This is a genomic window from Natronospira sp. (genome assembly GCF_007134575.1).
GTDB lineage: Bacteria > Pseudomonadota > Gammaproteobacteria > Natronospirales > Natronospiraceae > Natronospira > Natronospira elongata.
Genome location: NZ_SLKM01000154.1, coordinates 1 through 20536, shown reverse-complemented (window position 1 = coordinate 20536; position 20536 = coordinate 1). Strand labels below are relative to the sequence as shown.

Here is a 20536-nt window from a genome sequence, read left to right as displayed (position 1 = left end):
TTGCCCTTGGCCAGGCCGATTTCCAGCTTGGCGCGGCCACGCTTCCAGTACATGGCCAGGGGGATGAGGGTGTAGCCCTTCTGTTCGGTCAGGCCGACCAGTTTGCGCAGTTCGTGGTCGTGGAGGAGAAGTTTTCGGGTTCGGCGTGGGTCCGGGTCCACGTGGGTGGAGGTTCCCGGGGCCGGGGTGAAGTTGGCTCCCAGCAGCCAGGCCTCGCCATTGCGGATTACGCAATAGGCTTCCTGCAGGCTGCCACGGCCCGCCCGCAGGCTCTTGACCTCCCAGCCTTCGAGAACCATGCCGGCTTCGTAGTTTTCCTCGATCTTGAATTCATGACGGGCCTTGCGATTGAGGGCGATGGTGTTGCCGCTTGCCTTGTTTTTCTTTTTTGCTGCCATGCCGGTTCCGAACGGGTTCAGGGTGGTTCTTGCGGTTCAAATCAGGATCGGGTGCCGGGCGTGTTGCCGCCCAGGCGGGCGGGCTCTGCCCTGCCGTTACAGTATACGGACATGGGGCGCCTGCGTCAGTGCGCTTGTGAAAGCAGGCGTTTTCCACCAGAATTCATCTTTTTGTCCGCACCGGAAGGGAAGTGGGGCTGATCCGGAGGGTCGGTCTGGCGCCTGTTGTGTCCTCTCCCGGTCCCCAGATTCTGATTGCAGGAGTAGTCTGTCATGGCCAAACGCACCTCGGTCCACGGTCTCTGGTCCACGCGCCTGGCCTTCATCCTCGCCGCCGCAGGCTCCGCTGTGGGTCTGGGCAATATCTGGCGTTTTCCCTACATCGTGGGCGAGAACGGTGGCGGCGCCTTCGTACTGGTTTACCTGGCCTGCGTGCTTGCCATTGGTCTGCCCATCATGATGTCGGAAATCATGCTGGGTCGGCGTGGTCGTCGCAGCCCGATCAATACCATGCGCCTGCTCTCGGAGGAGGAGTCCGGCAGCAAGTATTGGCAGTTGGTGGGCTGGATGGGCGTCCTGGCGGGCTTCCTGATTCTGTCCTTCTACAGCGTGATTGCCGGGGCGTCTCTCCATTACACCAGTCTTGCCGCCCAGGCCTCTTTCAGTGGCATTGACGGCGACGGTACCGCCGCGCTGTGGGACAGCTTTACCGGCAGCTGGCCGTGGATGCTGTTCTGGCACACCGTCTTCCTTGGGCTGACCATCTTTGTGGTGGGGCGGGGCGTGCAGCGGGGTCTGGAGCGCCTGGTTCGCTTCCTGATGCCGGTACTGCTGGTGCTGTTGCTGGGCATGGTGGGCTACGGCATGACCCAGGCTGCCTTTGGCGAGGCCTTCGCCTATCTGTTCAGGCCGGATTTTGCTCAACTGTCGGCCAACAGTGTGCTGATTGCCATTGGCCAGGCCTTCTTTACCCTGAGTCTGGGGATGGGGGCGATCATGGCCTATGGCGCCTACCTTCCCGAGAAGGTCTCCGTGGGCCGGACCGCCGGTGGCGTGGTCGCGGCTGACACGGTGGTTGCCCTGCTCGCGGGGCTGGCGATCTTCCCGGTGGTGTTTGCCTGGGGGATTGATCCCGCCGAAGGTGCCGGTCTGGTCTTCCATTCCCTGCCCATTGCCTTCGGTGAAATGCCGGGTGGTTACCTGTTTGGCACGCTGTTCTTCCTGCTTCTGGTGGTGGCGGCCTGGACATCCTCCATCAGTCTGATGGAGCCGGCCGTGGCCTGGGTGGTGGAGAACCGCGGAATCAGCCGTGCCGCGGCGGCCCTGGCCGTGGGTGGCATCATCTGGGTGCTGGGTATCGGCACGGTGTTGAGTTTCAACCTGTGGTCCGAGATTACCTTCCTGGCCGGTACCGTCTTCGACAACGTCGAGACGCTGGCGGATAACATCCTGCTGCCCCTTGGCGGCATGCTGATCGCCATCTTCGCCGGTTGGGTCATGTCCCGGGCCTCCAGCGCCGAAGAGCTCAATATGGGTGTGGGCACCGCCTATAAGTTGTGGCTGTTCTTCATCCGCTTTGTGGCGCCGCTGGCGGTGATCATCGCCTTCCTGCATGCCCTGGGCGTGTTTGATCGCTTCCTGGGTGAAGAGGAAGTGGAGGTGGCCATGATGCTTCTCGCCGGCCGGGAGGCCTGATTCAGGCATGCGCAAGGTACAGCGGGAAGCTCTGGTGCCTTTCTCGGCGCAGGCCATGTTCGAGCTGGTGAATGATATTGAGTCCTATCCGCAGTTCCTGCCCTGGTGCCGGGATGCGAAGGTTCTCAGCCGGGAGGAGCATGAGCTGACCGCCAGCCTGACCCTGGCGAAGGGCGGCATTCATCGCTCCTTTACCACCCGCAACAGCATGGAGCCGGGGCAGCTCATTGATATTCGCCTGGTGGACGGTCCCTTTCGGCATCTGGAAGGCGAGTGGCGCTTTGAAGCCCTGCGCGAGGATGCCAGCAAGGTGAAGCTGGACATGAGTTTCGAGGTCTCCAGCGGGGTGCTGTCGGCCGTGCTGGGACCGGTCTTTCATCAGATTGCCAATTCCCTCGTGGATGCCTTCGTCAGGCGGGCCCATCAGGTTCATGGCCGGGGCTGACGCCAGCAAGCAGGGCATTCGGGTGGAGGTGGCCTACGCCCGGCCGGATCGTCAGCAGGTGATCACGGTCATCGTGGCGGCCGGGACCACTGCGCGTCAGGCGGTGGAGCAGTCCGGCATCCTGGATCAGTTTCCTGAGATATCCCTGGGCGGTGAGAACCGTCTGGGGATTTTCGGCCGCCTGGTGGGCGAGGAGCAGGTTTTGCGGGAAGGGGATCGGGTGGAGATTTATCGCCCACTGAAAGCGGATCCGAAGGAGGTCCGGCGCCGCCGCGCCCGCGAGGGCCGGACCATGCGCAAGGGTGATTAAGGGAACCTCTGATGAACCCTTGCGCGTGCACAGTTGACGCTGAGAACGCCTGCTTCTGCGTTGCATTGCTTGCCCGTAGCGCTGCTACTGTGCTGCGCAACGCGCCTTGAATCAGACGCTCTCAGCGTCAACTGTGGACGCGCAAGGGCTGATCAGAGGTTCCTGGCGGAGCTTCCCTGCTCTCTGGAAGGGGGGTCAGCTATCTTCGGTCCGTTCCTTGCGGATATTGCTTACGCGTCCCTGTTCATCGAAATAGACGGCCAGGAAGCGTTCCCGATTCCGGTGTTCCCGTTGGCTGTCGACGAAATAGTGGTACAGCCAGCGGTCCTGGTGCAGGGGGGCCTTGAGCATGGGGGTGCCCAGCAGGAAGCGGACCTGTGAGCGGGTCATGCCCACTTCCACTTGCTCCACATCGTCATCCCGCAGGAAATTGCCCTGGGGAATGTCTTGGCGATAGACGCAGGCCATCAGCAAGGTCAGCAGACCCAGGGCGGCGGCGACTCTCAAAATTCGCATCATCGCGGCATCTTCCGTCTGTTGAGGGTAATGCGTGATAATACGTCATCAGCGAACCCCATGACCAGTGGAGGCAGGATGGAAACTCAGGATTTGCGCAAGGTGGGCCTGAAGGTCACCGTTCCCAGAATGAAGATCCTGGAGATTCTGGCCAATGACGAAAAACGCCACCTTAGCGCCGAGGACGTCTACAAGGCTCTGCTGGACGCCGGCGAGGAGATTGGGCTGGCGACCGTCTATCGGGTGCTGACCCAGTTTGAGAGCGCGGGCCTCGTGGCCCGCCATCATTTCGAGGGCGGGCAGTCGGTCTTCGAACTGGACGAGGGCGAGCACCACGACCACATTCTGTGCGTCAACTGCGGTCGGGTGGATGAGTTCGTGGACGATGTCATCGAGGCGCGCCAGGTCCACATCGCCGAAAGCCGCGGCTACCGGATGACCGACCACTCCCTCTACATTTACGGCATTTGCCCGGAATGCCAGGGACAGACAAGCGAAGAAAGCTAGCCTCGCGCGAGTCAAATATCAGCCGGCTTTCTCCATCATTTCGCGGGCATGGCTGCGACTGGTGTCGGTGATTTCGGTGCCACCCAGCATGCGCGCCAGTTCCTCCACCCGGTCCCCATCGCTCAGGGGCTCGACCCGGGTATAGGTCTCGCCATCGTCAGTGGATTTGCCGATCCGGAAATGGTGGTGGCCCTGGGAGGCCACCTGGGGCAGGTGGGTGACGCAAAGGACCTGGCAGCGGGCCCCCAGGCGCCGCAGTTCCCGGCCGACGATCTCGGCCACGCCACCGCCAATGCCGGCATCCACCTCGTCGAAGATCATCGCCGGGATGCTGGCCCGCCGGGCCGCCACCACCTGAATGGCAAGGCCGATGCGGGACAGCTCACCGCCCGAGGCGACTCGTGCCAGGGGCCGCAAGGGCTGTCCGGTGTTCATCGAGACCTGGAAATTGAGCTGATCACCGCCGCCGCGCCGGGGGCTGCTCGGCTCCAGCGTGACCTCGATGTCGAAGCGCCCGCCGTCCAGGCCCAGCCCCTGCATCACGTCGGTGACTTTCCCGGACAGGGTCGCGGCCGTCTTCTGTCTTGCCTGGCTGAGCTTCCTGGCCGCCTTATGCCAGCGTTCTTCGCACTGGGCCAGGGCCTCGCGGGCCTCGGCCAGTCGCTCGCCGGCGTGTTCGATGGCATCCAGCCGTTCGCGCATGCCGTCCAGGGTGGCGGGCAGGGCCTCGGGCTCCACCCGGTGTTTACGGGCCAGTTCGTGGGCCGAGCCGATCCGGTCGGCGACCCAGTTCAGGCGTGCGGGATCCAGGTCGAGATCACTCAGGTAACGCTGCAGTTCCTCGCTGGCCTCATCGATGCTGATACGGGCCTGTTCAAAGCCGGCACGGACCGGTTCCAGTCGGGCATCCAGTTCAGTCAGGGATTCCAGGTGGGACAGGGCCTGGCTGAGCAGCTCGGAGGCGGTGCTGCCGTCACCCTCATAGGCCATGGTCAGGGCCTGCTGACCTTCTTCCAAGAGCCGGCCACCGTGACGCAGGCGCTCGTGCTCGGCTTCCAGCGATTCCAGCTCGCCGGGTTCCAGTTCCAGCGCCTCCAGTTCCCGAACCTGATGCCTGAGGTAGTCGATGCCGGCCTCGCCACCGCCGGCATCTTCCTCGAGCCGGTTCAGCTTCTCGCGCGCATCCTGCCAGTCCCGCCAGGCCTGATCGGCGCTCTCCAGGGCAGCGGCATGGTCGCCATACTGGTCCAGCAGGGCGAGTTGGGTCTTCGTCTTGAGCAGGGACTGGTGCTCATGCTGGCCATGGATGTCCATCAGCCGTTCACCCAGGCGCCGGAGTTGCTGCACCGGCACCTTGTGGCCGTTGACATAGGCGCGTGAGCGGCCCTGGCGGTTGATGGTTCGGCGCAGCAGGCATTGGTCTTCGTCGTCGAGCTCTTCCTGGACCAGCCATTCCCTGGTTTCCGGGTCGTCGTGCAGGTCGAACTCCACGCTGATCTCGGCGCGCTCGCGGCCATGACGGACGACGGCGGCGTCGGCCCGGTCACCCAGGACCAGGCCAATGGCATCGACCAGAATCGACTTGCCGGCGCCGGTTTCCCCGGTCAGCACATTCAGTCCCCCGGTCAGCTCCAGGTCGAGCTCACTGATCAGGGCAAAGTCCTTGATTCTTAGATGGGTCAGCATTTTGATCCCCGGCTTCCCCGTTTGTGGTTTGGGCTCAAGAGCATATCAAAGCTCAACGGGGAACAGTCCCGTTCTGGGCCCGGCCCCATTGGAGTTTGGAGCGCAGCAGCGCGAAGTAATCATAACCGGGCGGGTGGAGCAGGGTGGTGATGCGTTCGGAGCGGGTAATCTCCAGGGTTTGCCCGGCCTTGAGTGTTGCCGTCTGCTGGCCGTCCCAGTTGACCTGGGCAATGCCGTCGGGGCTGCCGCGCAGAATGAAGCGGATGCGGCATTGGCCGGGCAGGACCAGGGGGCGATCACTGAGGGTGTGAGGGCAGATGGGCACCAGGGCTAGGCTGTCCACGTCCGGGTGGAGGATGGGGCCGCCACCGGACAGGGCGTAGGCAGTCGAGCCGGTGGCCGTGGCGGCGATCATGCCGTCGGCCCGGTGCAGGGAAACGAAGCTGTCATCCACCCAGGCCTCGAATTCGATCATCCGCCCGCCATCGGCTTTCTGGACCACCACATCATTGAGCGCCAGGTCCTGACTGACGACCTGGTCGCCATCCATGATGCGGGCGTCGAGCATGCGGCGTTCGTCGCGCTGGAACTGGCCATCGAGAATGCTGGCCACGCCGTCACTTGCCTGCTCGGCGGCGATATCGGTGAGAAAGCCCAGCCGCCCCAGGTTGATTCCGGCCAGGGGAACGGGGTGGTCGGCCAGTTGGCGGGCCGTGTTGAGCAGGGTGCCGTCGCCACCCACCACGATGATCAGATCCGCTTCCCGACTGAGCCGGGACAGGCTGCCGACCTCATGGGGCCAGCCGTCCATGGTCTCGCCGATCCTTGCATCCAGGCTGGTTCGCAGGCCGCGGGACTTCAGCAGTTCCGCCAGTTGCAGTAATACGCGCGAGACGCGCTGGTCGCCGCTCTTGCCCACCAGTCCGATGTGCTGGAATTCCTGTGCCATGAAGTTGGTCCAAATTCCTGTGTGTTGGGGATTTATTGATGCCCGGCAGTTGACAGTATTGTGAAGCCACTGCTAATTTTCCGCCAGTCTGGCACTCGGCTTGTTGGAGTGCTAAAAACCGGATTCGATCCCCTCTGGAATGAGCATGCGACACGAGGCCATGGACATTCAGCTTTCCACCCGAGCCCAGCACCTGCTCAAGACTCTGGTGGAACGTTACATCCACGAAGGCCAGCCGGTGGGTTCCCGCTCATTGTCGCGCCAGTCCGGGCTGGAATTGAGTCCGGCCAGCGTCCGCAATGTGATGGCCGACCTGGAGGAAATGGGCTTTGTGCAATCGCCTCATACCTCCGCCGGCCGGATCCCCACCGTCAAGGGCTATCGCTTCTTTGTCGACACCCTGCTGACCGTACGCAAGTTGACCCGGCGTGAGGTCAGCCGCCTTGAGCTGGGGCTCAGGAATCAGGACGGGGATTTCCAGAACCTGGTCAGTTCGGCCAGCACCCTGCTTTCCGGAGTGACCCGCCTGGCCGGTGTGGTCACGCTGCCCCGGCGTGAGCGGGCCACCTGGCAGCAGATTGAGTTTCTGCCCCTGTCCGAGTCCCGGGTCCTGGCCGTGGTGGTCTTCAGCGACCAGGATGTCCAGAACCGCATTCTTCATCTGGAGAGCGGCTATGACCGGGACCAGCTCCAGAAGGCGGCCAATTATCTCAACGCCCAGTTTGCCGGGCGGGATCTCACCGAGGTGCGCCGTGCCCTGCTGGAGGAGATGCAGCAGGCCCGGAAGAGCATGAACGAACTGATGCTGACCGCCATCAAGATGGCCGGCGAGGTCTTCGACGATGGCGACGTCAACCAGAATGGCTATGTGATGGCCGGTGAAACCAATCTGATGGAGTTTGCCGAGCTGTCTGACGTGGAAAAGCTGCGGCGGCTGTTCGAGGCCTTCAATCAGAAACGGGATATTCTCCACCTCCTGGATCAGGCCATTGCCGCCGACGGGGTGCAGATCTTCATTGGCGAGGAGTCCGGCTACCGGGTGCTGGATGACTGCAGCGTGGTGACCGCCCCCTACGGTGCGGAAGATGAGGTGGTGGGCGTGCTGGGCGTCATCGGCCCCACCCGAATGGCCTATGAGCGAGTGATCCCAATTGTTGATATGACCGCGCGATTGCTCGGGCATGCCTTGAATTCCCGCCAGTAGGTCCCAGATTCCCCTCAGAAACTTTGCATCCCTCGGTAGTCGCCGAGGCAGAAAATCTTTTTTCTCAAGAGGTTATGGCACATGGCTGAAGAGCAATCTCACGCTCGGGAAGAAGAGCGCGACCCAGTGACGGCGGAAAATGCTGCCGACGATGAGGGCCGTCAGGCCGGCCCGGCCGATCTGGAGGCGGAACTGGCCGAGGCCCGCGAGGCCCTCGAGAATGCCAAGGCCGACAATCTGCGTACCCTGGCCGAGCTGGAAAATGTCCGCAAGCGGGCCCGCCGGGATGTGGAGAACGCCCGCAAGTTCGCAATCGAAAAGCTGGCCGCCGAGCTGCTGGATGTTAAGGACAGCCTGGAGATGGGCCTCAAGGCCGTTGAAGGGGACAATCCTTCCCTGGAGCAGCTCCGCGAGGGCAAGGAAATGACCTTGCGGCAGTTGATCACGGCAATGGAAAAGGTCGGCATTGCCGAGCTCAATCCGGAAGGCGAGCCCTTCAACCCCGAATTCCACGAGGCCATGACCATGCAGGAAAGCGCCGAGCATGAACCCGACTCGGTCATTCACGTGATCCAGAAGGGTTACCTGCTGAATGGCCGTCTGCTCCGGCCCGCTCGCGTGATCGTGGCCAGGTCGCCCGAAGGCGATGCCGATGGGGATTCCGGCGAGGGTGCTTGAAACCGTCGCCGCCGCCCCCATCTAGGCAGGCAGAGAGTATTCCAGTAAGTCATCAGGAATTATCAGCGCATTTTTTGGAGATATGGCTATGTCTAAGATTATCGGCATCGACCTGGGTACCACCAACTCTTGTGTTGCCATCATGGAAGGTGGTGAGACCAAGGTCATTGAAAACAGTGAAGGGGATCGCACCACGCCGTCGATCGTCGCTTTCACCAAGGAAGGCGAGGAACTGGTGGGGCAGTCCGCCAAGCGTCAGGCGGTAACCAACCCCAACAACACCCTGTTCGCGGTCAAGCGCCTGATCGGTCGTCGTTTTGACGATGCCGTGGTGCAGAAGGACATCGACATGGTGCCCTATGAGATCGTCAAGGCCGACAATGGCGATGCCTGGGTACAGGTCAAGGACAAGAAGATGGCACCGCCGGAGATTTCCGCGCGGGTGTTGAAGAAGATGAAGCAGACCGCCGAGGACTATCTGGGTTCGGAAGTCACCGAGGCGGTGATCACCGTGCCGGCCTACTTCAATGACTCCCAGCGCCAGGCAACCAAGGATGCCGGGCGAATCGCCGGTCTGGAAGTGAAGCGGATCATCAATGAGCCCACCGCCGCGGCGCTGGCCTATGGTCTGGACAAGAAGCGCGGTGATCGCAAGGTGGCGGTCTACGACCTGGGTGGTGGCACCTTCGATATCTCCATTATCGAAATCGCCGAAGTGGATGGTGAGCACCAGTTCGAGGTGCTGTCCACCAACGGTGACACCTTCCTGGGTGGTGAGGACTTCGACAAGGCCGTGATCGATTACCTGGCCGCGGAGTTCAAGAAGGAGCAGGGCGTTGATATCCGCAAGGATCCGCTGGCCATGCAGCGCCTCAAGGAAGCGGCCGAGAAGGCCAAGATCGAGCTGTCTTCTTCCCAGCAGACCGAAGTGAATCTGCCCTATATCACCGCCGATGCCGACGGCCCCAAGCACCTGAGCATCAAGATCACCCGGGCCAAGCTGGAATCCCTGGTGGAAGACCTGATCAAGCGCACCATCGAGCCCTGCAAGACGGCCATCAAGGATGCCGGCCTGTCGGTCAACGATGTGGATGACGTGATTCTGGTGGGTGGTCAGACCCGGATGCCCAAGGTGCAGGAAGCGGTCAAGGGCTTCTTCGGCAAGGACCCGCGCAAGGACGTCAACCCCGATGAAGCCGTGGCCGTGGGTGCTGCCATTCAGGGCGGCGTGCTGGGCGGTGACGTCAAGGACGTGCTGCTGCTGGACGTCACGCCCCTGTCCCTGGGGATCGAAACGCTGGGCGGCGTGATGACGAAGCTGATCGAGAAGAACACCACCATCCCTACCAAGGCCAACCAGACCTTCTCCACGGCCGAGGACAACCAGGGTGCGGTGACCGTGCATGTGCTCCAGGGTGAGCGTGAGCAGGCTGCCCAGAACAAGTCCCTGGGCCGCTTCGACCTCACCGACATTCCGCCGGCCCCCCGTGGCGTGCCCCAGATCGAAGTCACCTTCGATATCGACGCCAACGGTATTCTCCATGTGTCCGCCAAGGACAAGGCCACCGGCAAGGAGCAGGGGATCGAGATCAAGTCCTCCGGCGGGCTGTCGGAAGACGAGATCGAAGAGCGGATCCGCGACGCCGAGGCGCATGCGGAAGAGGACAAGCGCTTCAAGGAACTGGTGGAAGTGCGCAACCAGGCCGATGGCCTGATCCACGCCACCCGCAAGTCGCTGGAAGAGCATGGTGACAAGGCCGAGGATGGCGAGAAGGAGCAGATCGAGACGGCGATCTCCGAGCTGGAGGAAGCCATGAAGGGCGAGGACATTGATGCAATCAAGTCCAAGACGGAAGCCCTGACGCAGGCTGCCGGTCAGCTTGCCCAGAAGGCCTATGCGGAACAGGCCGCCGAGGCCGGCGCTGAGGGCGCCGAAGCCGGTGAACAGGCCGAGGGTGAGCAGAAGGACGACGATGTGGTGGACGCGGAATTCGAGGAAGTGAAGGAAAACCGCAAGTAAGCCACCAAGGCGGCAGCATGTGCGGGGGTGTCACCGGGCAGGAGCCCAGGTCGGTGATACCCCCGCGTCTGTGTCTGGAAGCAGGGCCCGGCAGACGGGACAGTTCAGTGGATAACGGGGATCGAAATGTCGAAGCGGGATTATTACGAGGTTCTGGGCGTGGAGAAAGACGCATCGGAGGCCGATATCAAGAAGGCTTACCGGCGTTTGGCCATGAAATACCACCCGGACCGGAACCCCGGCGACGAGGAGGCGGAGAATAGCTTCAAGGAGGTCAAGGAGGCCTATGAGGCCTTGTCGGATCCCCAGAAGCGCGCCGCCTATGATCAGTTTGGGCATGCCGGCGCCGAGGCCGGATTCGGCGGTGCCGGTGGTCCAGGCGGCGGCTTTGGCGGTGCCGAGGCCTTTTCCGATATCTTCGGCGATGTCTTTGGTGACATCTTCGGTGGTGGTGGGCGTCGCGGTGGTGGCCGCCGTGTGTTTCGCGGCGCCGACCTGCGGTATCGCCTGACCATCGATCTCGAGCAGGCGGTGCAGGGGGACACGGTGCAGATTACCGTGCCCACCGCTCGCCATTGCGATACCTGTGACGGCTCCGGCGCCGAACCCGGCAGTCAGCCCGAGACCTGCGATACCTGCGGCGGCATGGGGCAGGTTCGCATGCAGCAGGGCTTTTTCTCCGTCCAGCAGACCTGCCCGGCCTGTGGCGGTGACGGCAAGCTGGTGCGCAATCCCTGCAAGGCCTGTGGCGGTCGCGGCCGGGTTCGGGATGAGAAAAAGCTCTCGGTTCGCATTCCCGAGGGCGTCGACGAGGGTGATCGCATCCGCCTTAGCGGCGAGGGCGAGGCGGGTGAGAATGGTGGCCCGCCCGGGGATCTTTACGTGGAGGTCCATGTTCGACCCCACCCGATCTTCCGTCGTGAAGGCAATGACCTGATCTGTGATGTGCCCATCAATTTCAGTACGGCGGCCCTCGGTGGTCAGGTTGAGGTGCCCACCCTGGACGGGCGGGTTTCCCTCAAGATTCCCGCCGAGACCCAGAGTGGCAAGCTGTTCCGGCTGCGCGGCAAGGGCGTGAAGCCCGTTCGCGGCGGTCCCCGTGGGGACCTGATGTGCCGGGTCATGGTGGAAACCCCGGTGAAGTTGAGCAAGCGCCAGAAGGAGCTGCTTAAGGAATTCGAACAGAGCCTGGAAGACGGGGGCGAGCGCCACAATCCCCGTTCCAGTTCCTGGCTGGACGGGGTCAAGCGTTTTTTCGAGAATCTGGGCTGAGTAGGCAAAGATGCTGAATATCGCAATTGTAGGCGCCTCCGGGCGCATGGGGCGCTCCATCACGGCCTTGGCCGCGGAGGCGCACGATGTGCGCATCAGCGGCGCCCTGGTGCGTCCGGGCAGTCCGGCCGAAGGCACTCGGGTGCTGGGCGTGGAGCGGGTCAACTACAGCAGCGAGCTTTCCCTGGCGCTGGAAGACGCCCATGTGGTGCTGGATTTCTCGGCGCCGGCCTCGGGTGAGCGGGTGGCGGCCTATTGCGCCGAACAGGGCTTGCCCTTGCTGGTGGGTACCACTGGCCTGGCGCCTTCCCAGCGTGCACCGCTCGAGGCGGCTGCCGCCAAGACAGCGGTGCTGCTTGCCCCCAATACCAGTCTCGGCGTCAATCTCCTTCTGGAGCTGGTCCGACGAACGGCGGCGGCCCTGGGCGAGGAATACGACATCGAGATCTTCGAGGCCCACCATGGCCAGAAGGTGGATGCGCCTTCGGGCACGGCCTTGAGATTGGGCGAGGAAGCCGCCGCCGGTCGTGAGCAGCAGCTGGACAGTACGGCGGTCTACCAGCGCAAGGGCCAGACCGGCCACCGGCGGGCAGGGGATATCGGTTTCTCGGTGATGCGCGGCGGTGATATTGCCGGGGAGCACACGGTCTATTTTGCCGGCCCCGGGGAGCGACTGGAACTCACCCATCGGGCTTCCAGCCGTGACACCTTTGCCCGGGGGGCTCTCAACGCGGCTCGCTGGCTGCTGGGTCAGCGGCCGGGTCTGTACGGCATGGAGCATGTGCTCGGAGTCAGCCGGCCCACGGACTAGACCGCCGTGCGTGGACAGGAGCGGGTGGGGTTCACTATAATCTCCGGGGTCGAGAGGCGGTTCCAAGATACATTCCGAACAGCGGGAAGGGTTCCAGGCGAATCTTTCCCGCTTTGTGTATGCGCGGCCCGGCCACAGCCCGTCAAATAACGGCATTCATTCGGGGAATGCGATAGATATTGCGCTCGGTTTCACCCCGAGCAGGAGGAGCCTGTGCGAAAGAAAGCCCTGCTGGCCCTGGCAGACGGGACGGTGTTTCACGGTGAGCTTGCCGGCGCCGACGGTACCACCGTGGGTGAGGTGGTTTTCAACACCGCCATGACCGGGTACCAGGAGATCCTCACGGATCCTTCCTATGCCCGTCAGTTGGTGACCCTGACCTATCCCCATGTGGGTAATGTGGGTGCCAATCCCCTGGATCTGGAGTCAGAGGGTGTGCAGGCGGCCGGGCTGATTATTCGTGATCTGCCCCTGACGGCCAGCAGCTGGCGCTGTGAGCAGAGCCTGGATGCCTGGCTGCGCGACGAGAACTGCGTCGCCATTGCCGGCATCGATACCCGCAAGCTGACCCGAATCATTCGTGATGGCGGGGCACAGGCCGCCTGCATCAGCAGCGAGCTGGAGCCGGAAGCGGCGATTGCCAGGGCGCGTGAATTCCCCGGCCTCAAAGGCATGGACCTGGCCCAGGTGGTGAGCACGGAAAAGCGCTATAGCTGGGAAGAAGGCGTCTGGTCCCTGGAGGACAACGCTTTCCAGCCGGCCGGTGAATCACGCTTTCATGTCGTTGCCTATGACTTCGGGGTCAAGCGCAACATCCTGCGTTTGCTGGTGGACAGTGGTTGCCGGGTGACCGTGGTTCCCGCGACGACCCCCGCCGAGGAAGTGCTGGCCATGGCGCCCGATGGGGTCTTCCTGTCCAATGGCCCGGGTGACCCGGAACCCTGTGACTATGCCATCGCCGCAACCCGACGCTTTCTCGAGGAAGGCATCCCCCTGTTCGGTATCTGCCTGGGCTATCAGTTGCTGGGTCTCGCGGTGGGAGGTCGGTCGGTGAAGATGAAGTTCGGACATCACGGGGCCAACCACCCGGTCCTCGACGTGGAATCCGGGCGGGTTCTGATCACCAGCCAGAATCACGGCTTTGCCATCGAAGAGGATGGCCTGCCGGACCCGGTCCGGGTGACCCATCGCTCACTGTTTGATCAAACCCTGCAGGGCATCGAGCACCGGGACTGTCCTGCCTTCGGGTTTCAGGGGCATCCCGAGGCCAGTCCGGGACCCCATGATGCCCGACCGCTCTTCGAGCGCTTTGTGGAGATGATGGCCGGCCACCAGGCCCGTGATCGCGCCCGCGCCTGAGCAGCGACGCAAGCGAGATTTGGTACCCGCGCCAACGGGGCGCGGGTGACAGTTCCTGATTATCGAGCCAGAGACCAGATGCCCAAAAGAAGCGATATCGAAACCATCCTGATCATTGGTGCCGGCCCCATTGTCATCGGTCAGGCCTGTGAGTTCGACTACTCCGGCGCTCAGGCCTGCAAGGCCCTGCGCGAGGAGGGCTATCGCGTCGTTCTGGTCAATTCCAATCCGGCCACCATCATGACCGATCCGGAGATGGCCGATGCCATTTACATCGAGCCCATCCACTGGCGCACGGTTGCCGGGATCATCGAGAAGGAGCGCCCCGACGCGGTGCTGCCCACCATGGGCGGGCAGACGGCGCTCAACTGTGCCCTGGACCTGTATCGGGAAGGTGTGCTTGAGCGCTTTGGGGTGGAAATGATCGGTGCCAGCCGGGACGCCATCGACATGGCCGAGGATCGGGACCGCTTCCGTCGTGCCATGGACGATATCGGACTGGAATCTCCCCGGGCCTTGCTGGCCCATGACATGGATGAAGCCTGGGCCGCACAGAAGGAAATCGGCTTCCCCGCCATCATTCGCCCCTCATTCACCATGGGTGGCAGCGGCGGCGGCATTGCCTATAACCGCGAGGAGTTCCAGGAAATCTGTGACCGCGGGCTGGATCTGTCGCCCACCAACGAGGTGCAGATCGAGGAGTCGGTGCTCGGCTGGAAAGAATATGAAATGGAGGTGGTGCGGGACCGCAATGACAACTGCATCATCATCTGCTCCATTGAAAACATTGATGCCATGGGCGTGCACACCGGGGATTCGGCTACGGTGGCGCCGGCGCAGACACTCACCGACAAGGAATACCAGATCATGCGTGACGCCTCCATCCGGGTGTTGCGCAAGATTGGCGTGGAGACGGGTGGGTCCAATGTGCAGTTTGCGGTCAATCCCGAGAACGGTCGCCTGGTGGTGATCGAGATGAATCCCCGGGTTTCGCGTTCGTCGGCACTGGCGTCCAAGGCGACCGGTTTTCCCATTGCCAAGGTGGCGGCCAAGCTGGCGGTTGGTTACACCCTGGATGAGTTGCGCAATGAAATCACGGGTGGGGTGACGCCGGCCTCATTCGAGCCCAGCATCGATTACGTGGTCACCAAGCTGCCACGCTTTACCTTCGAGAAGTTCCCGCAGGCCAAGCGCCGGCTCACCACCCAGATGAAATCGGTTGGCGAGGCCATGGCCGTGGGGCGGACCTTCCAGGAGAGTTTTCAGAAGGCCCTGCGCAGCCTGGAAATCGACGCCGACGGCCTTTTGCCCAAGCTTACCGGTGAGGGCGAAGAGGATCTGGATAATCTGCGCGGCGAGCTGCGCGATCCGGGGCCGGATCGCCTCTGGTATCTGGCCGATGCCTTTCGGGTCGGGCTCGAGATGGACGAAGTACAGTCACTGACCGGCATCGACCCCTGGTTCCTGGTCCAGGTCGCGGATCTGGTGGCCGAGGAGAATCGCATCAAGGGTCTGGGCCTGGCCTCACTGGACGCCGACCACCTCCGTCGCCTCAAGCGCAAGGGTTTTGCCGACAGCCGTCTGGCCAGCCTGCTGGGCTGTGACGAAGGGGCCCTGCGTGCCCATCGCCATGAGCTGGGTGTGCGGCCGGTTTACAAGCGGGTGGACTCCTGTGCCGCGGAGTTCGAGGCCACCACTGCCTATATGTATTCCACCTACGAGGAAGAATGCGAGTCCCGCCCCAGCGAGCGACGCAAGATCATGATTCTGGGTGGCGGGCCCAACCGCATCGGCCAGGGCATTGAGTTCGACTACTGCTGCGTCCATGCGGCACTCGCCCTGCGCGAGGATGGTTTCGAAACCATCATGGTCAACTGCAATCCGGAGACGGTGTCCACCGACTATGACACCTCCGATCGGCTCTATTTCGAGCCGCTGACGCTGGAGGATGTGCTTGAGATCGTCGCCACCGAGAAGCCGGAAGGGGTGATTGTCCAGTTTGGTGGTCAGACACCGTTGAAGCTGGCCCGGGATCTGGAAGCTGCGGGGGTGCCGATTATCGGTACCACGCCTGATTCCATTGATCTGGCCGAGGACCGTGAGCGTTTTCAGCAGTTGGTCAACCGACTCAATCTCAGCCAACCGCCGAACCGCACCGCGCGCACGGCAGGCGAGGCCATTCGCCTGGCGGCCGAGATCGGCTACCCCCTGGTGGTTCGTCCTTCTTATGTCCTCGGCGGCCGAGCCATGGAAGTGGTTTTCAATGAGGATGACCTGATCGAGTACATCGAGAACGCGGTCAAGGTATCCAACGACTCGCCGGTTCTGCTGGATCGTTTCCTGGAAGAGGCGGTGGAAGTGGATGTGGATGCCGTCTCCGATGGCGATACCGTGGTGATCGGCGGGGTGATGGAACACGTGGAGCAGGCGGGGGTCCATTCCGGGGATTCGGGCTGTTCACTGCCCCCCAATAGCCTGGACGAGAATATCCAGGGGGAAATCCGCGAACAGATGAAGGCGCTGGCCCGTGAGCTTCATGTGGTGGGCCTGATGAATGCCCAGTTTGCCGTTCGGGGCCAGGAAATATTCCTGCTTGAGGTCAACCCAAGGGCTTCGCGTACCGTGCCTTTTGTTTCCAAGGCCGTGGGCGTGCCCCTGGCGAAGGTTGCCGCTCGGGCCATGGCGGGACGAAGCCTGGCCGAGCAGGCTGTAACCGAGGAGCGGCTGCCCCGCTATTATTCGGTCAAGGAATCCGTCTTTCCCTTTGCCAAGTTCCCGGGTGTGGACCCCATCCTGGGGCCCGAGATGAAGTCCACCGGCGAGGTCATGGGGGTAGGGCGCAGTTTCGGCGAAGCCTATGCCAAGGCACAGCTGGGCGCGGGGATGGACCTGCCCCGCGGTGGTCGTGCCTTCATCAGTGTTCGCGATCCGGACAAGCCGGCCGCCATCGAGCTGTCCCGGCTCCTGGTGGAACGGGACTTCGAACTGGTTGCCACCAAGGGTACGGCACAGGCTCTGGAAGAGGCGGGGATTCCGGTCAAGTCGGTCAACAAGGTCCGTGAGGGGCGGCCGCATATCGTCGACATGATCAAGAACGACGAGATTACGCTGATCGTTAACACCACCGAAGGCAAGAAAGCCATTCGGGAATCTCATTCCATTCGCAGTGAGGCGGTTCATCGCAAGGTCGTCTACTACACGACCATTGCCGCCGGACGGGCCACCTGTCTGGCCATGGATCATATGGACGTCGCTGACGTTAACCGTCTGCAGGATCTGCATCAGGAGTACAGTCAATGAAGAGAACGCCACTGACCGTAAGAGGCGCAGAGCGTCTTAAAGCGGAGCTGAAAAAGCTCAAGACCGAGGATCGGCCCAGGGTGGTAAACGCCATTGCCGAGGCCCGAGAGCATGGTGATCTCAAGGAGAATGCCGAGTATCACGCTGCCCGTGAAGAACAGGGATTGATTGAGGCGCGAATCAAGGATATCGAGGCCAAGCTGTCCACTGCCGAAATCATTGACGTGACCAAGGTGAATGCCCAAGGCAAGGTCATTTTTGGCGCCACGGTGGATGTCTATGACGAGGCCAGCGACAGCGAGGTCACTTATCAGATCGTTGGCGAGGACGAGGCCGACATCAAGGAGGGCTTGCTGTCAGTCAACTCGCCCATTGCCCGTGCCCTGATCGGCAAGGAAGAGGGTGACGAGTGCGAGGTGGAGACCCCCGGCGGTTTGCGCCGCTACGAGATCGTCGAGGTGCGTTACCAATAAGGCCGTGCCCGGGGCCGCCGGCCGGGAGGCTCAGGAGGCCAGGGCTCAGGAGGCCAGGGCGCGCCGGGAGTGGCCGGGCCCGGGCAGTTCAATCCGGGGCTTTTCCGGGTGAGGACGGTAGAGCACGGCCACATGCCCGATGCGTTGCACCAGGGTCGCGCCGGTTCGCTCGCAGATCTCGGCAATCATGTTGCTGCGCTCTTCCCGGTCATCGGCCACGATGCGTGTCTTGATCAGCTCGTGATCATTGAGGCCCCGCTCAATCTCGGCCAGTACCGCTTCGGTAAGGCCATTGGCGCCGGTCTGGACGATGGGGCGCCGGTGATGGGCCAGACGCTTGAGGTGTTTTTTCTGGGCTTCGCCCAGGGGCTTGCTCTGATTGCTCACGGTGTCGACGGACTCGTGTTGCGAAACTGAGCGCCTATTCTGAGGCCAGCAGCGGGCTTTGGCAAACCCCGCAGGATGAAATCATGGGACGCAAGAGTAGCAGCCGGCGGTGGCTGCGGGAGCATCACAGCGATGAGCACGTGTTGCGGGCCCGGCGCGAGGGCTGGCGCTCCCGTGCCGCCTTCAAGCTGGAGGAGATCGACCGCAAGGATCGCTTGCTCAAGCCCGGCATGACGGTGGTGGACCTGGGGGCGGCGCCCGGCGGCTGGACCCAGTATGTAGCCCGAAAACTGGACGGCAAGGCTCGGATCTTCGCCCTGGACCGTCTGCCCATGGACAGCTTTACAGGCACCCGCTTCATTCAGGGGGATTTCACCGAGCAGGCGGTGCTGGACGCCCTGCTGGCGGAACTGGGCGAGGATCGCTCGGTAGACCTTGTGCTTTCGGATATGGCCCCCAATATGAGTGGTATGAAGGGCGTGGATCAGCCTGCTGCCATGTATCTGGCCGAACTGGCCCTGGATCTGGCCGCACAGGTGCTGCGCCCTGGCGGTGACTTTCTGGTCAAGACTTTCCAGGGGGAGGGTTTCGACGAATTTCTGGCGGATCTGCGCAGCCGTTTCGGGAAAGTGCAGGTGCGTAAGCCCAAGGCGTCCCGGGATCGTTCCCCGGAGGTCTATCTATTGGCCCGGAACTACCGGGTAGTGTAGTGTCTAAAACGGTGTCAAAGGCCGCATTTTGCGGCGTTTTGCCCCAAATTCACGTCTTTGAATGCGCCGTGAGCGCGTGGAGTCGAGCTTGAGCGAACTGGCCAAGAATCTGATTATCTGGATCATCATTGCAGTGATCCTGATGGCCCTGTTCAACAACATGGGCCCGGAACAGGAGGCTGTCGAGGAGCTGAGTTATTCCCAGTTCCGCAGTGAGATGCGCCAGGGCAATCTGGAATCGGTCACCTTTGAGGGCCAGAAGATCCAAGGTGTGCTCTATACCGGCGACCAGATCCGGACCACCAATCCGGAGAGCGATAACACCGCCCTGATCGGCGAGCTGGAAGATTACGGAGTGGAGATCGCCGCCAAGGAAGAGGAGCGGGGCTCGGTGTTCTGGCAAATCTTCCTGTCCTGGACGCCCTTCCTGTTGCTGATTGCCATCTGGATTTACTTCATGCGCCAGATGCAGGGGGGTGGTGCCGGCGGCAAGGGCGCCATGTCCTTTGGCAAGAGCAAGGCGCGCATGCTCAATGATGAGCAGGTCAATGTTCGCTTCACGGATGTGGCCGGCTGTGACGAGGCCAAGGAAGAGGTCACCGAGCTTGTCGACTTCCTCAAGGATCCAAGCAAGTTCCAGCGCCTGGGGGGCAAGATTCCCAAGGGCGTGCTGATGGTCGGTCCGCCCGGCACGGGTAAGACCCTGCTGGCCCGCGCCATTGCCGGCGAGGCGGGCGTGCCCTTTTTCACCATCTCGGGTTCCGATTTTGTCGAGATGTTCGTGGGTGTGGGCGCGTCCCGTGTCCGTGACATGTTCGAACAGGCCAAGAAGCATGCGCCCTGCATCATCTTCATTGATGAGCTGGATGCCGTGGGTCGCCAGCGAGGCGCCGGTCTTGGCGGTGGTCATGACGAGCGCGAACAGACCCTCAACCAGATGCTGGTGGAAATGGACGGTTTCGAGGGCCACGAGGGCGTGATCGTGATCGCGGCCACCAACCGTCCTGACGTATTGGACAAGGCGCTGTTGCGTCCCGGCCGTTTTGACCGCCAGGTGGTGGTCGGCTTGCCCGACGTTCGGGGTCGTGAGCAGATTCTGGGCGTTCATCTGCGCAAGGTGCCGGCCGATGAAAGTGTGGAGCCGCGCCTCATTGCCCGAGGGACCCCAGGCTTTTCCGGTGCGGACCTGGCCAATCTCGTCAACGAGGCCGCCCTGTTTGCGGCCCGGGCCAATGACAAGTACGTCACCATGGAGCACCTGGAAAAGGCCAAGGACAAGATCATGATGGGCGCCGAGCGCCGGTCCATGGTCATGAACGAGGAAGACAAGCGACTGACCGCCTATCACGAGGCGGGGCATGCCATCGTCGGCCGTCTGGTGCCGGACCATGACCCGGTCTACAAGGTCTCCATCATTCCCCGTGGGCGTGCCCTGGGTGTGACCATGTTCCTTCCCGAGGAAGATGAATACAGCCAGAGCAAGCAGAAGCTGGAAAGTCGGATCTCCAGCCTGTTCGGTGGTCGCATCGCGGAAGAGCAGATCTATGGGGCGGAGAAGGTGACCACCGGTGCCTCCAACGATATCGAGGTGGCGACCAATATTGCCCGCAAGATGGTCACCAAATGGGGGCTGTCGGACAAGCTGGGCCCGCTTTCCTACGAGGAAGACGACGGCGAGGTCTTCCTGGGTCGGGAAATGCAGCAGCGGCACAGCAACATGTCGGATGAAACCGCTCGTGCCATTGATGCCGAGATCCGCGCCATCATAGATCGCAACTACGATCGGGCAGAGAAACTGCTTCGGGAGCACGAGGAC

General features: G+C 62.4%; 19 protein-coding genes. 14 read left to right on the top strand and 5 right to left on the bottom strand.

The window, feature by feature from the left end; translation table 11 throughout:
- The coding region (smpB, locus tag ACJWXQ_RS06210) for an SsrA-binding protein SmpB (RefSeq protein ID WP_406672382.1) at positions 1–398 on the bottom strand (398 nt) is incomplete at its 3' end.
- A gap of 273 nt (positions 399–671) precedes the next feature.
- Between smpB and ACJWXQ_RS06205 the strand changes: the two genes are divergently transcribed.
- From ACJWXQ_RS06205 to ACJWXQ_RS06195, 3 genes are read left to right on the top strand one after another with little or no spacing between them, the layout of a single operon-like run.
- Positions 672–2093, top strand: coding sequence for a sodium-dependent transporter (locus ACJWXQ_RS06205; protein ID WP_406672381.1), 1422 nt, complete (start codon positions 672–674; stop codon positions 2091–2093).
- A gap of 7 nt (positions 2094–2100) precedes the next feature.
- Complete coding sequence (locus tag ACJWXQ_RS06200; RefSeq protein ID WP_346053517.1) at positions 2101–2538, top strand: type II toxin-antitoxin system RatA family toxin; 438 nt, start codon at positions 2101–2103, stop codon at positions 2536–2538.
- On the top strand, positions 2525–2848 hold the full coding sequence (locus ACJWXQ_RS06195; RefSeq protein WP_346053519.1) for an RnfH family protein: 324 nt from the start codon (positions 2525–2527) through the stop codon (positions 2846–2848). Before ACJWXQ_RS06200 ends, ACJWXQ_RS06195 begins: the two co-directional genes overlap by 14 nt.
- A 195-nt stretch (positions 2849–3043) precedes the next feature.
- On the opposite strand, the gene ACJWXQ_RS06190 is transcribed toward ACJWXQ_RS06195, so the two are convergent.
- Positions 3044–3367, bottom strand: a complete 324-nt coding sequence (locus ACJWXQ_RS06190) for an outer membrane protein assembly factor BamE (RefSeq protein ID WP_346051658.1) — start codon at positions 3365–3367, stop codon at positions 3044–3046.
- A gap of 75 nt (positions 3368–3442) precedes the next feature.
- Here ACJWXQ_RS06190 and fur point away from each other — a divergent pair, with 75 nt between their 5' ends.
- Positions 3443–3871, top strand: coding sequence for a ferric iron uptake transcriptional regulator (gene fur, locus ACJWXQ_RS06185; RefSeq protein ID WP_346051656.1), 429 nt, complete (start codon positions 3443–3445; stop codon positions 3869–3871).
- Positions 3872–3889: 18 nt separating this feature from the next.
- Here fur and recN read toward each other — a convergent pair whose 3' ends face one another.
- Together recN and ACJWXQ_RS06175 are read right to left on the bottom strand one after the other, a co-directional pair.
- The gene (gene recN, locus ACJWXQ_RS06180) at positions 3890–5557 is read right to left on the bottom strand and encodes a DNA repair protein RecN (RefSeq protein ID WP_346051654.1); all 1668 of its coding nucleotides are present in this window, start codon (positions 5555–5557) and stop codon (positions 3890–3892) included.
- 52 nt (positions 5558–5609) lie between these two features.
- Positions 5610–6506 (bottom strand): NAD(+) kinase, encoded by an 897-nt coding sequence (locus tag ACJWXQ_RS06175; protein WP_346051652.1) that lies wholly within the window; start codon positions 6504–6506, stop codon positions 5610–5612.
- A 145-nt stretch (positions 6507–6651) separates the two neighbouring features.
- Here ACJWXQ_RS06175 and hrcA point away from each other — a divergent pair, with 145 nt between their 5' ends.
- The 8 genes from hrcA to greA all read left to right on the top strand — a co-directional run bounded on the left by hrcA (position 6652) and on the right by greA (position 17623).
- A complete protein-coding gene (hrcA, locus tag ACJWXQ_RS06170; RefSeq protein ID WP_346051650.1) occupies positions 6652–7710 on the top strand; it encodes a heat-inducible transcriptional repressor HrcA in 1059 nt (352 codons plus the stop codon).
- Between the two features lie 81 nt (positions 7711–7791).
- A complete protein-coding gene (grpE, locus tag ACJWXQ_RS06165) occupies positions 7792–8388 on the top strand; it encodes a nucleotide exchange factor GrpE (RefSeq protein ID WP_346051648.1) in 597 nt (198 codons plus the stop codon).
- 88 nt (positions 8389–8476) lie between these two features.
- Positions 8477–10408, top strand: coding sequence for a molecular chaperone DnaK (gene dnaK, locus ACJWXQ_RS06160; protein WP_346051645.1), 1932 nt, complete (start codon positions 8477–8479; stop codon positions 10406–10408).
- A 126-nt stretch (positions 10409–10534) separates the two neighbouring features.
- Positions 10535–11680, top strand: coding sequence for a molecular chaperone DnaJ (gene dnaJ, locus ACJWXQ_RS06155; protein WP_346051643.1), 1146 nt, complete (start codon positions 10535–10537; stop codon positions 11678–11680).
- A 10-nt stretch (positions 11681–11690) separates the two neighbouring features.
- Positions 11691–12491: a 4-hydroxy-tetrahydrodipicolinate reductase gene (gene dapB / locus ACJWXQ_RS06150; protein ID WP_346051641.1), complete on the top strand. Its 801-nt coding sequence runs from the start codon at positions 11691–11693 to the stop codon at positions 12489–12491.
- Between the two features lie 213 nt (positions 12492–12704).
- A complete protein-coding gene (gene carA / locus ACJWXQ_RS06145) occupies positions 12705–13850 on the top strand; it encodes a glutamine-hydrolyzing carbamoyl-phosphate synthase small subunit (RefSeq protein WP_346051639.1) in 1146 nt (381 codons plus the stop codon).
- 78 nt (positions 13851–13928) lie between these two features.
- Complete coding sequence (gene carB / locus ACJWXQ_RS06140) at positions 13929–17150, top strand: carbamoyl-phosphate synthase large subunit (protein ID WP_346051636.1); 3222 nt, start codon at positions 13929–13931, stop codon at positions 17148–17150.
- Positions 17147–17623: a transcription elongation factor GreA gene (gene greA / locus ACJWXQ_RS06135; protein ID WP_346051634.1), complete on the top strand. Its 477-nt coding sequence runs from the start codon at positions 17147–17149 to the stop codon at positions 17621–17623. Before carB ends, greA begins: the two co-directional genes overlap by 4 nt.
- Before the next feature lie 45 nt (positions 17624–17668).
- Here greA and yhbY read toward each other — a convergent pair whose 3' ends face one another.
- The gene (gene yhbY, locus ACJWXQ_RS06130; protein ID WP_406672380.1) at positions 17669–18010 is read right to left on the bottom strand and encodes a ribosome assembly RNA-binding protein YhbY; all 342 of its coding nucleotides are present in this window, start codon (positions 18008–18010) and stop codon (positions 17669–17671) included.
- An 83-nt stretch (positions 18011–18093) separates the two neighbouring features.
- On the opposite strand from yhbY, the gene rlmE reads away from it, so the two are divergent.
- Positions 18094–18720, top strand: a complete 627-nt coding sequence (gene rlmE, locus ACJWXQ_RS06125; protein ID WP_346051630.1) for a 23S rRNA (uridine(2552)-2'-O)-methyltransferase RlmE — start codon at positions 18094–18096, stop codon at positions 18718–18720.
- Between the two features lie 88 nt (positions 18721–18808).
- On the top strand, positions 18809–20536 hold a 1728-nt coding region (gene ftsH, locus ACJWXQ_RS06120; protein WP_406672379.1), incomplete at its 3' end, for an ATP-dependent zinc metalloprotease FtsH.

Coding starts and splice junctions, on each gene's coding strand:
- dnaJ (WP_346051643.1), top strand. CDS start 10,535: ATGTCGAAGCGGGATTATTACGAGGTTCTGGGCGTGGAGAAAGACGCA.
- dnaK (WP_346051645.1), top strand. CDS start 8,477: ATGTCTAAGATTATCGGCATCGACCTGGGTACCACCAACTCTTGTGTT.
- greA (WP_346051634.1), top strand. CDS start 17,147: ATGAAGAGAACGCCACTGACCGTAAGAGGCGCAGAGCGTCTTAAAGCG.
- ACJWXQ_RS06205 (WP_406672381.1), top strand. CDS start 672: ATGGCCAAACGCACCTCGGTCCACGGTCTCTGGTCCACGCGCCTGGCC.
- ACJWXQ_RS06175 (WP_346051652.1), bottom strand. CDS start 6,506: ATGGCACAGGAATTCCAGCACATCGGACTGGTGGGCAAGAGCGGCGAC.
- recN (WP_346051654.1), bottom strand. CDS start 5,557: ATGCTGACCCATCTAAGAATCAAGGACTTTGCCCTGATCAGTGAGCTC.
- fur (WP_346051656.1), top strand. CDS start 3,443: ATGGAAACTCAGGATTTGCGCAAGGTGGGCCTGAAGGTCACCGTTCCC.
- rlmE (WP_346051630.1), top strand. CDS start 18,094: ATGGGACGCAAGAGTAGCAGCCGGCGGTGGCTGCGGGAGCATCACAGC.
- carB (WP_346051636.1), top strand. CDS start 13,929: ATGCCCAAAAGAAGCGATATCGAAACCATCCTGATCATTGGTGCCGGC.
- ACJWXQ_RS06195 (WP_346053519.1), top strand. CDS start 2,525: ATGGCCGGGGCTGACGCCAGCAAGCAGGGCATTCGGGTGGAGGTGGCC.
- ACJWXQ_RS06200 (WP_346053517.1), top strand. CDS start 2,101: ATGCGCAAGGTACAGCGGGAAGCTCTGGTGCCTTTCTCGGCGCAGGCC.
- grpE (WP_346051648.1), top strand. CDS start 7,792: ATGGCTGAAGAGCAATCTCACGCTCGGGAAGAAGAGCGCGACCCAGTG.
- ACJWXQ_RS06190 (WP_346051658.1), bottom strand. CDS start 3,367: ATGATGCGAATTTTGAGAGTCGCCGCCGCCCTGGGTCTGCTGACCTTG.
- dapB (WP_346051641.1), top strand. CDS start 11,691: ATGCTGAATATCGCAATTGTAGGCGCCTCCGGGCGCATGGGGCGCTCC.
- hrcA (WP_346051650.1), top strand. CDS start 6,652: ATGCGACACGAGGCCATGGACATTCAGCTTTCCACCCGAGCCCAGCAC.